This is a genomic window from Bradyrhizobium sp. AUGA SZCCT0169 (assembly GCF_018130085.1).
Taxonomy (GTDB): domain Bacteria; phylum Pseudomonadota; class Alphaproteobacteria; order Rhizobiales; family Xanthobacteraceae; genus Bradyrhizobium.
Genome location: NZ_JAFCMC010000006.1, coordinates 60,951 through 74,984, shown reverse-complemented (window position 1 = coordinate 74,984; position 14,034 = coordinate 60,951). Strand labels below are relative to the sequence as shown.

The 14,034-nt window shown below is 64.1% G+C and carries 14 protein-coding genes and 1 pseudogene; 6 read left to right on the top strand and 9 right to left on the bottom strand.

Annotation, left to right across the window (positions count from 1 at the left end; translation table 11 throughout):
- Positions 1–5 precede the first annotated feature (5 nt).
- The gene (locus tag JQ609_RS09580) at positions 6–629 is read left to right on the top strand and encodes an ABC transporter ATP-binding protein (RefSeq protein ID WP_249119563.1); all 624 of its coding nucleotides are present in this window, start codon (positions 6–8) and stop codon (positions 627–629) included.
- Here JQ609_RS09580 and JQ609_RS35880 read toward each other — a convergent pair.
- Positions 626–922, bottom strand: coding sequence for a hypothetical protein (locus tag JQ609_RS35880; RefSeq protein WP_409411171.1), 297 nt, complete (start codon positions 920–922; stop codon positions 626–628). The genes JQ609_RS09580 and JQ609_RS35880 overlap by 4 nt on opposite strands.
- A 262-nt stretch (positions 923–1,184) precedes the next feature.
- Positions 1,185–1,319, bottom strand: a pseudogene (locus JQ609_RS35875) (thioesterase family protein); the annotation flags it as partial.
- 266 nt (positions 1,320–1,585) lie between these two features.
- Here JQ609_RS35875 and JQ609_RS09570 point away from each other — a divergent pair.
- Both JQ609_RS09570 and JQ609_RS09565 read left to right on the top strand, forming a co-directional pair.
- On the top strand, positions 1,586–2,251 hold the full coding sequence (locus JQ609_RS09570; RefSeq protein ID WP_212204444.1) for a DsbA family protein: 666 nt from the start codon (positions 1,586–1,588) through the stop codon (positions 2,249–2,251).
- A gap of 137 nt (positions 2,252–2,388) precedes the next feature.
- On the top strand, positions 2,389–3,027 hold the full coding sequence (locus JQ609_RS09565; RefSeq protein WP_212273244.1) for an NIPSNAP family protein: 639 nt from the start codon (positions 2,389–2,391) through the stop codon (positions 3,025–3,027).
- A 114-nt stretch (positions 3,028–3,141) separates the two neighbouring features.
- On the opposite strand, the gene JQ609_RS09560 is transcribed toward JQ609_RS09565, so the two are convergent.
- From JQ609_RS09560 to JQ609_RS09545, 4 genes are all read right to left on the bottom strand, one after another.
- Positions 3,142–4,086 (bottom strand): cupin-like domain-containing protein, encoded by a 945-nt coding sequence (locus JQ609_RS09560; RefSeq protein ID WP_212273242.1) that lies wholly within the window; start codon positions 4,084–4,086, stop codon positions 3,142–3,144.
- Positions 4,083–5,288, bottom strand: coding sequence for a GNAT family N-acetyltransferase (locus JQ609_RS09555; RefSeq protein WP_212273240.1), 1,206 nt, complete (start codon positions 5,286–5,288; stop codon positions 4,083–4,085). Before JQ609_RS09555 ends, JQ609_RS09560 begins: the two co-directional genes overlap by 4 nt.
- 284 nt (positions 5,289–5,572) lie before the next feature.
- Positions 5,573–5,776: a cold-shock protein gene (locus tag JQ609_RS09550; protein WP_192734282.1), complete on the bottom strand. Its 204-nt coding sequence runs from the start codon at positions 5,774–5,776 to the stop codon at positions 5,573–5,575.
- 329 nt (positions 5,777–6,105) lie between these two features.
- On the bottom strand, positions 6,106–7,005 hold the full coding sequence (locus JQ609_RS09545) for an aminotransferase class IV (protein WP_212273238.1): 900 nt from the start codon (positions 7,003–7,005) through the stop codon (positions 6,106–6,108).
- Positions 7,006–7,331: 326 nt separating this feature from the next.
- On the opposite strand from JQ609_RS09545, the gene JQ609_RS09540 reads away from it, so the two are divergent.
- Positions 7,332–9,251 carry an adenylate/guanylate cyclase domain-containing protein gene (locus JQ609_RS09540; protein ID WP_212273236.1) on the top strand — a complete coding sequence of 640 codons (1,920 nt, stop codon included), beginning with the start codon at positions 7,332–7,334 and terminating at the stop codon, positions 9,249–9,251.
- A gap of 29 nt (positions 9,252–9,280) precedes the next feature.
- Here the strand turns inward: JQ609_RS09540 and JQ609_RS09535 are convergent, their stop codons facing one another.
- Positions 9,281–9,910: a ferric reductase-like transmembrane domain-containing protein gene (locus tag JQ609_RS09535; protein ID WP_212273234.1), complete on the bottom strand. Its 630-nt coding sequence runs from the start codon at positions 9,908–9,910 to the stop codon at positions 9,281–9,283.
- A 19-nt stretch (positions 9,911–9,929) separates the two neighbouring features.
- Positions 9,930–10,418 carry a Twin-arginine translocation pathway signal gene (locus JQ609_RS09530; RefSeq protein ID WP_212204458.1) on the bottom strand — a complete coding sequence of 163 codons (489 nt, stop codon included), beginning with the start codon at positions 10,416–10,418 and terminating at the stop codon, positions 9,930–9,932.
- A gap of 535 nt (positions 10,419–10,953) precedes the next feature.
- Between JQ609_RS09530 and JQ609_RS09525 the strand changes: the two genes are divergently transcribed.
- Positions 10,954–11,532 (top strand): hypothetical protein, encoded by a 579-nt coding sequence (locus JQ609_RS09525; RefSeq protein ID WP_212204460.1) that lies wholly within the window; start codon positions 10,954–10,956, stop codon positions 11,530–11,532.
- A gap of 46 nt (positions 11,533–11,578) precedes the next feature.
- On the opposite strand, the gene JQ609_RS09520 is transcribed toward JQ609_RS09525, so the two are convergent.
- Positions 11,579–12,232, bottom strand: a complete 654-nt coding sequence (locus tag JQ609_RS09520) for a winged helix-turn-helix transcriptional regulator (protein ID WP_249119562.1) — start codon at positions 12,230–12,232, stop codon at positions 11,579–11,581.
- Between the two features lie 285 nt (positions 12,233–12,517).
- Here JQ609_RS09520 and JQ609_RS09515 point away from each other — a divergent pair, with 285 nt between their 5' ends.
- Positions 12,518–13,675: an acyl-CoA dehydrogenase family protein gene (locus JQ609_RS09515; protein WP_212204462.1), complete on the top strand. Its 1,158-nt coding sequence runs from the start codon at positions 12,518–12,520 to the stop codon at positions 13,673–13,675.
- The last annotated feature ends 359 nt before the right edge of the window (positions 13,676–14,034 follow it).

The following is a 14,034-nucleotide window of genomic DNA, read 5'->3' as shown; positions in this document are numbered from 1 at the left end:
TCAGCATGGCCGTGCCGTGGCGCGGCGGCGTTGCGATTCTCGGCCGCAACGGCGCCGGCAAGACCACGCTGATGAAGGCCATCGTCGGCGAGTTGCCGCTGCTCGGCGGCGCCGTCAGTCTCGATGGCCGCAGCGTCGGCGCGCTGCCGACCGAGCAGCGCATCCGCCTCGGCCTCGGCTACGTCCCGCAGGAACACTCGGTGTTCGGCAGGCTTTCGGTGCGCGACAATCTCGCCGTCGGCGCATTGACCAACCGCGACAGCCAGGCCGTCAACCGCGTGCTGGAGATTTTTCCAAAGCTCGGCCAGCGCATGGACCAGGTCGCCGGCACATTGTCCGGCGGTGAACGCAAGATGCTGGCGATCGGCCGCGCGCTGTTGTCGAACCCGCGCGTGTTGTTGCTGGACGAGCCGACCGAAGGCGTCTGGATCGGCGTGATCGAGGAAATCACCGAGCGCCTGATCCTGCTGGCTAAAGATATCGCCATCGTGATCGTCGAGCAGCATCTCGACCTCGCGCTCCGCGTCGCGGACCGCGCCTTCGTGCTCGACCGCGGCCGGGTCGCGCTATCAGGATCGGCGCAGGAAGTCCGCGACGATCCGAGGCTGCTGCAGTATCTGGCGCCTTAAGACGCCTGCGCTTGTGCTTCGCGCCGCTCGAACGTCATCGCCTGCAGCACTTCGGCGAACGCGCCCTTGCGGTCGCTGAGCGTTGCCATGGTCAGACCCGCCCCATTGGCGCCGGCGCGGGTGCGCGAGCGGATCAGGATCCATTCGCCCTTCGGCGGGCGGAAGAAATAGAGGCTGATCTCGGGATTGATGAACGTCCATTCGCGCATATCGACGATCTGGCCGACGCCGCTGGCAAAATCCGCGGCCTGCACCGCCTGCAGCAACGGCGTATTGGTCTCGCCCTCGACCATGGGCACGTCGAGCCGCATCCATGCCGCGGCCGGCCCCCGGCTTTTCCAGCGCGCCTTCGATGAGCCGCACGGACACGTTCTGGAAATAGCGGCTCCATTTCTGCGCAAACGCCGGCGGCGGTGTGCCGGATTCCGGCGGTGCGTCGCTGACCGAATTTTTGGAGAACGGATCAGCGGGCGACTCATTGCCTTGCGCCGTCAAGAGCGCCGTGCAGCGGCCGATCTCGGTCTCGCCGTCTGTGAGCCGCACCTGGATGGTCTTGGCCTTGCGGCCGTCGCGCAGCATGTCGGTCTCCAGGCCGAAGGCGCGCAAGCCCGCGGGCCGCCACAGGTCGAAGGTGAGGCGGCGCACGGCAAATCCGCTATTCTCGGCGAGCCGTTCGACCTCGCGCGTCATCAGCGCGGTGGTCGCGCTGCCCTGCAGCATATCCGGCGACCACGGCCCGCCGGCATGCTCGGTGGCGCGAAAGAGAGGGCCTTCCGGCTTGAAAATGGCGGTCATATCGGGCTCCGCAGTTGAATTGTTGCCCGATTTCTACGGAGGCCTGTCCGCGGCCACAATAACCGCGGAGGTTATGTAATGGCGGCATGCGGCGCGGGGCCTTGCCCCGGGCCTCAATCGGCTTACTTTCCGGCCATCGTTTGAAGCCCGAGGACGCGCCCATGAGCACCATCAAGCCGCTGAAGATCGACATCGTCTCCGACGTGGTCTGCCCATGGTGCTATATCGGCAAGCGCCGGATCGAGAACGCGCTGGCGCTGGTGCCGGACGTGCCGGTCGAGGTGCGCTGGCGGCCGTTCTTCCTCAATTCCTGGGTGCCGCGCGAGGGCATCAGCCGCGACGAATATCTCACCGCCAAGTTCGGCTCGGTCGAGGCCTACAAGGGTATTGCGGGCCGCGTCGTCACGGCGGCAGGCGAAGAGGGCCTGACCTACCGGCCTGAGCTGGTCAAGCGCCAGCCCAACACCACCGATTGCCATCGCCTGATCCACTGGGCCGAAGCGCAGGGCAAATCCGGCGAGATGAAGCAGCGCCTGATGGAATTGTATTTTCGCGATGGCGGCGATCTCACCGATATCGACGTGCTGGTGCAGGCCGCCGCCGATGTCGGCCTCGATGCCGACGACGTGCGCAAGCGCCTCGCGACCGACGAAGACGTCGCGCTGATCTCGGGCCAGGCGCAGGAAGCGTCCGAGAAGGGCATCTCCGGCGTGCCGACCTTCGTGCTGGCGCAGAAATACGCGATATCAGGCGCCCAGCCCGCCGACCAACTCGCCCGCGCCATCCGCCAGGTGTCCGGCGAGATCAACGCGCAGGCGGCGGAATAGCTCGTGCGTCAATTGAGTCCGTCATGCCCGGCCTTGTGCCGGGCATCCACGTCTTTAGACTGGCGCAACAAGAAATTCGTGGATGGCCGGGACAAGCCCGGCCATGACGATCGACAAACAAATTGGGGAAAAACACCATGATCTACGAATTGCGAACCTACACCGTAAAACCCGGCACGCTCGGCGACATGGTGAAGGCGGCGAGCACCGTGTCGGCGGACATCCGCAAGAACGACTACGGCAAGCTCGAAGGCTATTGGATGACCGAGATCGGGCCGCTCAACCAGGTTCTGCATATGTGGAGCTATGACAGTTTCGAGGAGCGCGGACGCCTTCGCGCCGAGCTCGCCAAGAACCCGCGCTGGACGGCCGAGTACATTCCGCTGATCCGTCCGCTGCTGCTGCGCCAGAATGTTCGGCTGATGAATGCGATCAAGCCGCCGGTGGCTCCGGCATCCTCAGGCAATGTCTATGAACTGCGCAACTATCGCGGCAAGCCGGCTGGTGGCCTCAAGCAATGGCTCGATGCGTTCACCGCCGTACTGCCGGCGCGCGAGAAATATTCCAAGATTGTCGGCCTTTGGCAAACCGAGGCGGGCGAGCCCAACGAGGCCTGCCACATCTGGGCCTATCCCGACCTCAACACCCGTGCTGAAGTACGCGCCAACACCATGAAGGATCCGGCCTGGCAGGAATTCCTCGGCAAGGGCCCGGGCTTCCTCGAGGAGATGCACTCGGCGATCATGCTGCCGACGCCGCATTCGCCGTTGAAGTGAGGTGGGGCATACTCCGTCATGCCCGGGCTCGTCCCGGGCATCCACGTCTTTGCGACGCATCGGCAAGGAAGTCGTGGATGGCCGGGTCAAGCCCGGCCATGACGAGGGAAAGACTCACGCCTTCTTCAAATAATAATTCGCACGCTTCCCCAGCGCGATGCGGCGCAGCACGCGGCGCATCGCCATCGAGGCGCGGAGCGGTTTGATCGCCGTCGTCACCGTGCGGTAGAAGGCGAGCTTGAGCGCGTCGCGTACCGGCTGCTTGCCGGGCGGCTGCTGCGGCATACCGATGCCGCGCAGCATCGAATTGAAGAAGTGCAGGTCGTTGAGGCGGCGCACCTCGCGCGTCTTCCAGGTGATCGCCATCGAAATCGAGAAGCTGTCAGCGGTGCGCACCCAATGCGGCCACTGATACGGCACGTAGCAGCCGTCGCCCGCGAACAGATGAAACTCCTTGCCGCGGGCGGCAAAGCGTTCGTCATACTTCAGATTGCGGTGCTTGGTCATCGAGCGCTCGATCTCGTCGTCGGAGACGATGCTGCGGTCGTTGTTGTCGAAGATCGTGAAGAATTTTTCGCCGTGGATGTGCACGAAGAAATTGTCTTCGCTGTCGAGATGGAACGGCGTGGTCGAATTCGGCGAGGACACGAACAGGAAACCTTCGAGCTGTTCGAAGCCGGCGTCGCCCAAGCTGTTGAAGCCGCGGGCGCGCGCCACCGACAGCAATGTGTCTTCCAGCAGCTGGCGATATTCCGGCGAGTTCTCCACGCGCTTGAGCACCATCCAGGCGCCGGCGGTCTCGATGCTTTTGACCACCTCGATCGGATCGAGATCGACGGAGGGAATGGCGTCGGGATCCTGGCTGATCGCGACCTTGCCGGAATTGTATTCGATCAAATCGCGCGGCAACTCAGCAGCCAATTGTGCGATGCGCGGCAGCATCAGAAGCGGATGGCCGGCCAGCTTGTGGCGGATCGCGAACGGCTTTAGCGGAAAGTCGCGGCGCAGCGCGTCATTGTCGGCCGTGATCACGGGCGCGACAGCGGTCTGGGTATTCATGAGGATTTCTCCTGGCGTTCTCTGATGAAACGGATGGCGCGGCGCGCCGGCTCGCGGGCGAGCTTGCGCAAGCTCAAGGCGGTTTGGGCCAGCGTTGCGACCACATCGCCCCGCCGCAGCGGAATCAGCACATCGCCGATCGCGAGCCGTCCGCGCCAGATCGGATTGATCATGGGGTGGTCGGCATTGGCGGTGGAATCGACCAGCGTAATTGTGGGATCGGCGCAGAGATGCCGGGTCAGATCGAGCGTCAGCTGCACGCCCGGCGAGAATTTCGAAAAGCGTTCGTCGACGCCGAGCTTGAAATAGAACGCACGGTCCTGATGCCGCAGCACGATGGCTGCTGCCACCGGCGTCTCGCCGGCGCGCAACGTCACGATCTCGCATTGACCGGTGGCCGCAAGATCAGGCGTCGCGCGGCGGATAAAGGCGGCATCGCCGGCGTGCTGCACCAATGCCGTGCCGCGCTTGGCTTTCCAGCCGCTGGCTTCCAGGTTGAGGAAGGTCTCGAGCGCGGCCGTAACCTCGGCGGGCGAGCACGCAACGTCGAAATGCACCTCGCCATGGTCGCCAAGCCGGTTACGCTGCCGGCGCAGCTCTTTCAGTTTCTTTGGTCCGAGCCCCTCGCGCAGCAACTCATCGGGGTCGAGGGTGGCATCGAGCGCGGCGCGGACATGCGACTGCAGCACGCGCGGCGTGAGGCCGTCGCGGGCCAGGACAGCGGTGAAGGCCTTCATCGCGGCGCCGTCCAGCGACATGTCGCGCAGCATCAGCGCGTGAGCGCCGGCCTTGCGCGCGCCGTCCAGCAGGCGCCCGGCAGCTTGCTCGGCATGATCGCGGCCCAGCAGCGGCGTGGACAGCGAGCCATAGGGATCGGCGCTGACCCAAACGGGCAGCGGAATCCTGTAGGCGCGCCACATCGAAATAACCGGCATCAACCCGGTCAACTCAGCGGTATCGCTCCAGGCACTCAATGCAGAAGCACCGACGCGTCCGCGCGCAGAGGCGTTGACCGCCAATTCCCATTCCGGGAGGTAATAGCCGTTGGGCTCGGCGACGCGCTCCGACAGCGCGCGCCATCGGGCGGCGGGGATGTCGGCAAGCGGCGTCAGCGCACCGGCAGGCGCCACCGACGCGCGCGTGCGCGCGGCATCCCCTGGCGATGCACGACGGACTACCGATGTCTCTGCAATCTCGGCCACTTCCCCGTTTCCCCGGTCGCGATGTCGAGCGCGGCACCAACAGGGTGCCGCCTGCTTCCATCACGTTCTGGGAGCAACGCTAGCGCAGAGAAATGGAAAATGCCGGTGGGCCGACGCCCGGATTTGAGCGGTTATGTTAACGGCTGATTCAGCATGCCGCCGCGGCAGGCTGCGAGGATAAGCGTTCAACCATCTCCGGCCGGGCAAGCGGCTGTTTTGACGGCCCGGATCGCAGGAGTGGGGACGTAGCCCCCGCCGGCGTGAACCGGCGGGAAATATCTTCGTTAGCCAACTCTCAGATTTTCAGCCGAGGTCTTGCCGCGGTTTTCTTTTTCTTCGTAGCTGACCTTGGCGCCCTCATTCAGGGAACTCAGTCCGGCCTTTTCTACCGCCGAGATATGCACGAACACATCCTTGCCGCCACTGTCGGGCTGGATAAACCCGAATCCCTTGGTTGCGTTGAACCACTTCACAGTACCTGTCGCCACGTCCGCACTCCCTAGTTTTGATCGAGGAGGCACCCTAGGTCCGTCTGAGGGTGCTCCGCAAGGCCCTCTGGAGCGAATCGGCGGTCGGCAGGGACCGTCAGCCATCTGCTGGAACAGCTGGGGCTGTCGTTGGCCATGCGCGGATCCATGGAGCGAAACCATCGACACCGCTTCCTTGGATCCATCCATTGCCGGAAGCCAACGGGTCCCGCGAATGCGCCCGACGATAAACTCCGCGATATGCGGGTCTTGGGAAGCACCCGGATGTCGCTGCGCATCCGGGGGCTACTGTGGCTGCGCGCCGTTCATTCACCCGCTTCGGCCATCTCCTACCGGACCGGCGTGTGGTGCCAGCCCTCGTCGTGCTTCTTCCAATAAATATCCTTGAGCCGCGTCGAGATCGGCCCGGGCCGGTCGTTGCCGAGGATGCGCGCGCCGATGCGCGACGCCGGCATGACGCCGCCGGCGGTGGTCGCGAGAAAGACCTCGTCGGCGTAGTCGAGCGCCGATCGCGGGATCGGCTCGACCGCCGCCTCGATGCCGAGTTCGGCGCACAGTTCCAGCACCGATTGCCGCGTGATCCCGCGCAGGCTGCCGCGATCGGGCGTCGTCACCCGTCCGTCGCGCACGACGAAGACGTTGAAGCCCGGCCCCTCGGTAAGAAAACCCTGCGCGTCGCACAGCACGGCGGTGTCGAAACCGGCATCGTGCGCCTCCATCAGGCCGGAGGTCAGGTCGTTCCACTGGTAGTTCTTCACCGTGGGATCGACCGAGGCGTCGGGCACGCGCGGCGTCGAGGCGATGAAGACATGCGCGCCGCGCGCCTGCACATCTTTCGGCACGACGTCGATCCAGGGCAGCGCATAGGCGATCAAATGGTTTTCGCAATCCGCCGGCCGGCGCGATCCCATCACCCGCGGCCGTCCGCGCGAGGCCACCATCGCGACATAGGCATCCGCAAGACCGGTGAGCGCGACACAGCGATGCAGGATTGCCTCGATCGCGGCGCGGTCTTCCGGCGGATGGATTCGCCGCTTTTCCATCGAGCGCTCGAACCGGTCGAGGTGATCTCGGAGCCGGAAGAATCCACCCTTGAATACATGCACGACGTCATAGACGACGTCGGAGCGCGTAAAACCCCAATCGGTCACCGGCAGCGTCGCCTCGGCGATCGGAACATAGCGTCCGCGGACGTAGCCGGCGCCATCGGGGTAGGGGGAGGTGGTCATGATTGTCTCCCGAGGAGAGGGATGTTCCGGGTGGCGACGTATGCATAGTACGCAAATGCAAGATACGCCGCCAGCGCAACCAAAGTCCCCCGTGGCAGTTCGATCAAATCGATGACCGTCGTTGCAGTCAGGCGTATCCGATCCGATGTGGCATCCTGAATACCCCTGCGGCGATATAGCCCGCCACAAGACCGGCAATAACGTTGAATTGTTTCGCCATGAGAGGATGAAGGATATTTTGTGCAATCGGCTCGACCGGTAGATTTTCGGACGGCATTGCCGGACCAGGACCTGTTCGTGGAATAAGCCCGGCATTGGATCCGCTGATGACCATCCCCACGCCAATTCGACGTGCCGCGCCGCCTCCTCGAGAAGGAGGGCTGCCGATCACGTGGCTGCTGTCGCTAACTCTCATTGGACTTGTGCTCGCCGCCGTGCTTCCCGTCGTGGCGCTCGGCTATTACGCCGCGCGAGAGAACACAGGCCGTCTCCTGCGCGACCGCTCCGAACTTGTGCTGGATCTGGTGGTCGAACGCTTGAGCGCGCATCTGGATCCGGTCCGCGCCCAGATGACCTACCTTGCCGCGGCGATCCGCGAGGGCCGACTGGATCCTAACGACGACGCAGGCATGGCGCGTTTTGTCCTGGGAGCGTTGGCGGCGACGCCGCAGGTGGTGGGCATCTCGGTGACGCGATCCAATTTTAGCGTGCGCCGCTATGATCGCGCGGACGGCCGCAGCTACGACACGTTGGATGCGTCGGTTTTTCCCGCGGTCGTGCGCAGCGTCGAGGACGCACTGGTCGATCCCGAGCCGCGCTGGTTCGGTCCGCTGGTCAGCCCGCTGCTGGCGCAAGGTCAGGTCATTCTCGCACTGAGAATGCCGCTACGCGGGCCGACTGAGAACGCGGCCGGCGCAAGTGAAGATGACGCTGGGCCGTTTCTTGGCGTCCTGGTGGCCGCGATCTCGGTCGCGGAATTGTCGCGCTACGTTGGCGAGATCGGAGGCGCGATCGGTCAAACGCCCTTCATCCTCTCGGGCCGCGACCGCGTCCTCGCCCACCCGGCGCTGTCGATGCCAAAAACGATTGCGGGCGCCAGGGTGGAAGATCCGCTGCCCCGGGTCGATAGCTTCTACAAGGACAATGCGCTTGCCAATATCTGGGCGCGCGCGCCCAACCCGCTGTCCTCGCTCGCTCCGTTCAGGCGTTCTGAAGGTCATTTCTCCTGGATGGGCGACGGCGGCTTCGACAGCCACGTTTATGTTTACCGGCAGATTGCGGGCTACGGCGATGTTGGCTGGATTGTCGGGGTGCATTATCGAGGCTCGGATACGCGCCAGGAGCGTTGGCTCGTGCTTGGTGCCGGGCTCGGCGGTCTGGTGCTGCTCGCCCTGGCGGTGGGGGCGGCTATCATGATCGCGAGGCGGCTGGGAAGGCCGGTGCTCGGACTTGCAGAGGCGGCGGCGCGCATCGAGGCGCTGGAATTCGACGGCGTACGGCGGCTCCCGCGCGGACGCGTGCGTGAACTCAACCGGGCGGCCGGCGCCTTCGAGCGGATGGCGGCGGGTCTGGTCTGGTTCGAAACCTATCTGCCCAAGACGCTCGTGCGCCGCCTTGTCGCTCATGGCATGGCCGGGGCGCCGGAAGCCGAGACGCGCGAGGTCACGGTGCTGTTCACCGACCTTGAGAACTACACGGCGTACTCGGCCGACCGCCACGCCGCCGAGGTGGTAAGCTATCTCAACCAACTCCTGTCGCGCGTCGGGCCGCTCATCGAGGAGAGCGGTGGCACGATCGACAAATACATCGGCGATAGCATCATGGCCTTTTGGGGCGCGCCGGAGCCGCGCCCCGACCACGCCGCCGATGCCTGCGGTGCGGCGCTCGCCATAGCCGCAGAGGTGAGCGCCTTCAACGCGGAGCGCCGTGCCAATGGCCTGCATGCCTGCCGCATGCGCCTCGGGCTCCACAGCGGTACTGTCGCCGTTGGCAACGTCGGATTTTCGGGCCGGGTCGACTACACGATCATTGGCCGTACGGTCAACACTGCGCAACGCCTGGAGCAGTGCGGCAAAGAGGCGGCGGCGGAGGATGAGGTCGTGGTGCTCGTATCGGAAACGACGCAGGCTCAGGCAGGTCCGCACTTCGAATTCACACCATGCCCGTCGCTCCGCCTGGACGGCGCAGGTCTGATCGCACGCCTCATCAGGCGGATCCCTCGCGACGAAACATCGCCAGCGTCTTGAGATCCTTATCGCTATCAATTTCGCCTGGTTTACTGTCGCGTAACGCTCTCTCCGCGCAACGTCCCTCGCTTTCTCCATACCCGCAGGTCAGCCATGACTTTTATGGTCGCCGCAAGGACCAGCGCGCAAAGCGCGGCCTTCGTCATCGTCTCCATCGTCCCCTCGATCAGGATGCCGTGGACCACGCTCCCGACGACGATGACAATCGCGAGGGGCATATGGACGACACGCCACGTTCGCGCTCGCAGTCCCAATCGCCGGCGAAGTGCCGCTATGATTGCGACGGCGAAGATGGCCCACATGGCGACCACACCCCACGGGGAAAACGGCGTTGGCGATGAGAACAGAAGGGCGTCAATCATATCAGGGGGACTGGTGATCCAGAGGCCGGCGACGTGGACCACCACCGCCACGACCAGCGCGCCTCCGATCCAGTGATGTGCACGCCGTCCACGATAAGCCGACAGTCCCGGCAAGTATCCGCCAATCAGCAAAGGCTGAACGAGCACAAGACCCAGTGCGATAATCCCTGCGAACTCGGCCAGTATGTAGAGCGGATCGCGCCATGCGAGCAGCGGGCTCGCTGCTGCAGCGGCGATCGGCACGCAAATGGCTGCTGCAAGGGCGGCCCAGATCAGGGTCACCTTCGCCAATCTCATCCCCGTGTTCCCAACTCGGTCAGGCCGGCTGAAGGACGAAGTGCGCCTCGAGGCTGGTATCTTTGGCGCTGCGCATCACGGGACGTAGAAAGACGGTTTTGAATTCACCACTGTCATAGGCGAGGTGACCATGTGGCTGGCCGAAGATCGGAATGATCTGCGGCATCTCGAGGCGGAACGCCCCGTTCTTGTCGGTGAGCGTGGCCCCATGACTACGCTCATCTCCCTCCCGCCCTTCGGTCGTGTGCGCCCAGATCTGAATGCGCTGCCCGGCAAGCGGGGCGCCGTCGCCTGCGCGGCGTACGGTGCCGGTCATCCAGAAGCCACCCTTGCCGATCCGATTCACGGTCGGCGCGCCCTTGAGGTAGTTGTTGGCCCCGCCCGGCATCGAAGGGGTCGGCGCGAGGCCCTCCGCGCGGGCGGGCACCAGCAGCCCGGAAACGCCGGTTGCCAGGACGGAGCCGCCGGCGACGAGGAGGTTGCGGCGGTTGAGTACGAACGTGTTCATGTAAGCTTCTCCTGCGACCGTGCAGTTGTTTCGCCGAGAATACAACAACACGCGCGAGAGGCCCAGTTGCGGGAGGCGAAGCGCGCGACAGGGCGCAATAACAGTGTTGTGAACGGATGTGCCGGCCGCTCAACCGGCGTCGTTGACGAGGCGCAGGAACTCATCCGGGAACGTGTAGCTCTCTTCCCGTCCAGCGTTTTGCTTGTGACGAGCCGTCCGCAAAACGAGGAACAGCCGAATTCCCCGCTTATGACAATTGGCAGCCCAGGCGGCAGACACTATTTGCAAACCTGGCTCTCGGCCGCACACATTTACAGTCATCTCGAGCAATCAACAGGGAGGAGCACAGTGAAAACAAAATATACAGTTGCGTTGTCGATGCTCGCTGGCATCGCAGTGGGCGCCGTCGCTATCCAGGGATTGCAGCGATGACGCGAACCGTTAGTATCACGCGGAATGATCGCAATGTCCGCCTTGGCGCGTAAAGCGGACATACAACGACGTATCATGAGAAGTTGAGAGGGAGACCCGTTACATGAGCATCGCCGATCCCAACAAAACGATCCTGACGGGCGAGAACCCGTTTATCCGCTTGAGTCCGAAGGACGGCGAGCCGAACTCGACCGAGGCGAGCTATTGGCGGATCATCTTTTCGCCGGCTGGTCCCGGACACGTTCTCTACTTGAAGAGCGAGCTGACGGAAGGTCGGTGGCGCATTTACTCCGACAACATCGCGATGGCGCGGTGGCTGCAGTCTACCGTACAAGGCATGCTCAATACCGAACTTTCCGACACAACTATCCCCTGTGCGGATGCGCAATTCTCCAAAGCGGGAGATCCGCGCTACTTCTGGACTGAACACATCAAGTCGCACGGCGAAGACATCTCACTTACCTGGTTCGATATCGGCGAACCGCTGCTCATCCACTCGCAGCCGAACCAGATTCCCGACCGGCGCTACGGCGTGTGCACCGTGCTGATCCCGGCGCTCGGCACCCGTCTCGTCCGCAACGGCGTCGAGGCGAAAGGGCGGTCCTGGCCGCGGGAACGCGAGGGGCGGCCATTCTCGACGTCGGCGTTGGCATTCTCGGAAAGCTGGACGGAAGCGGTCTGAGGCAGAGCTGCCAATCAGATCCCTAACGGTAACGGCCTGTTTGCAGCTACACCACAGCCCTTTGCCCCTGCGCGAAGGGGCTGAGACCCAGCCATTGCTGCATCGATCTGGCGATCGAGCTGTCGCCGGTGACCTTGATGCGGCCGGCTTCGACTTCGCTGTGGAGCTTGGCGACGCCCATCCACACCGCAGTCATGGCGCGCAGGGGACAGCTGACATAGAGGTCGACGTCGTAGCCGGGATCGGTGAGGCAGAGGTCGACCTTCTCGCGCTCGACCACCAGCCACCATGATTTCCGGTCCGGCCGCATTTCCGGATAGATGAAATTGATGGTGGTGCGGCGCGGCGGCAATGGCGTGGGCTGCAGGTTGCGCCGCATGTCCCACATCAACAGCCCGGGATCGAGATTTTTCAGCGACAGCGTCGATTCGACCCAGCGCTGCCCCCAGAAACCGAGCGACATGACGATGCCGCGCAGATCTTCGCCCGCCTCGGTCAGCTTGTAGTCCATCACGCCGTGCTGACCGGTGGGGACCGCGACGATCACGCCGGCTTCTTCCAGCTCCTTCAGCCGCTTCGACAGCAGCGTCGGCGACATCCGCGGCACGCCGCGGCGCAGTTCGTTGAAGCGCGTGGTGCCGCAGAGCAATTCGCGCAGCACCAGCGCGGTCCAGCGGTTGCAGAAGATCTCTGATGCCATCGCCACCGGGCAGAACTGCCCATAGCTTCCGCGTTCGCTTTTGTCGGGCAACGGGGATCTCCTCATGCACGCGCGGGGGCAGTACAGATACTATACCGCTCTGGCCTGCCGGCGGCCATAGCGAAGCGAATAAACCAATGTTTACAGTGGCCTGTTTTCCAGGCGGCGCATCGCCGCCGCGGCAGTACACTTCCTGAACTGGAGGGATCTTGCGCCCGGGCCTAGTTTCCGGGGCATTAGACATCTCGCTTACTCGCGGATGTCCCAATGAATGGAGGGATGACCATGAGCAGCAACACCGCACGCGCCATCGATGCGACAACGCACCGCAGCCCCATCGAGATCGCCCGCGAACTTGGCCCCGTCTTCGCCAAGCGCGCTGAAACCGCCACCGACGAGGACCAGTTCGTCGCCGAGAATTTTGCCCTGCTGAAGGAAGCGGGCCTGGTCGAGGCCGGCGTCCCCACTGAACTTGGCGGCGGCGGCGCCAGCATCGATGAGCTCGCCGAAATGCTGCGCATCCTCGGCCAGCATTGCGGCTCCACCGCGCTGGCGTTTTCCATGCACACCCATCAGGTCGCGATTCCCGCCTGGCGCTGGAAGGTGCAGAAGGCGGCGCCCGTCGAGCCCTTGCTCAAGCGCATCGCTGCCGAGCGCATCTTTTTGCTGTCGAGCGGCGGCAGCGACTGGATCGGCGGCTCCGGCAAGGCCGAGAAGGTCGACGGCGGTTATCGCATCACCGCGCGCAAGGTGTTTGCCTCCGGCTCACCGGCCGCGAACCTGTTCATGACCACTGCCGTGCTGGAGAGCGAAGGCGAACCGGCGCAGGTGTTGCACTTCGGTCTGCCGATGAACTCGCCGCAGGTGAAGGTGATGGACAATTGGCGCACGCTTGGCATGCGCGGCACCGGCTCCAACGACGTCTTGATCGACGGCCATGTGGTGCCGGAGGCGGCCGTTGCGGTGAAGCGCAAGGCCGGCGAATGGCATCCGCTGTTCCAGATCATCGCAACCATCGCGTTCCCGCTGATCTATTCGGTCTATCTCGGCGTCGCCGAGAGCGCCCGCGACGTCGCGGTTGGTGTCGCGAAAAAGAAGAAGGTCGACAACCACATGATCCAGCTCGCCGGCCGCATGGACACCGAGCTGGCTGGTGCGCGCCTTGCTCGCGAACACATGCTGGCGGCGGTGCGGCTCGATGCGCCTTCGGCCGAGACCATCAACCAGGTGATGACGGGCCGCACGCTCGTCGCGCGCCACGCCATTGCCACCGTAGAGCTTGCGATGGAGCTCGCCGGCGGCGCCGGCTTCTACCGCGCCACCGGGCTGGAGCGTCGCTTCCGCGACATCCAGGCCGCGCGCTACCACCCGCTGCAGGCCGGCCCGCAGGCACAATACGCCGGCTCGATGGCGCTCGGCCTGCCGGTGGACAAGGTGTACTAGGATACGCACGGCTCCCGAGAGAAGCGCTTGAGGGGTCTGTCTCCGAAGGAGGGGCCCTTCACCCGCTCGCGATTTTTACTCTTGCGCGCGCAGAGAGAGGCATTGGAGCAGCCCGAGTGTTGATTGATGGGATGCACTTTCTCGGGAGATGGCGGACAGCGCGTGATCAACGGTTAGCTGGCTAGCGCGACGCCGTTGCGCCGCCGATGATGTCCGTTTCAACGGGCAGGGCGGACCTCACCACTGCGAGCGCGTTGACATTCGAAAATGACCCAATACGGACGTGTTCCAGAAATCCCACGCTGCTTTTCCCGACGTGCTATATTCTCGCCTGCCGAGCGGCTCGAATTCCGGTGAAC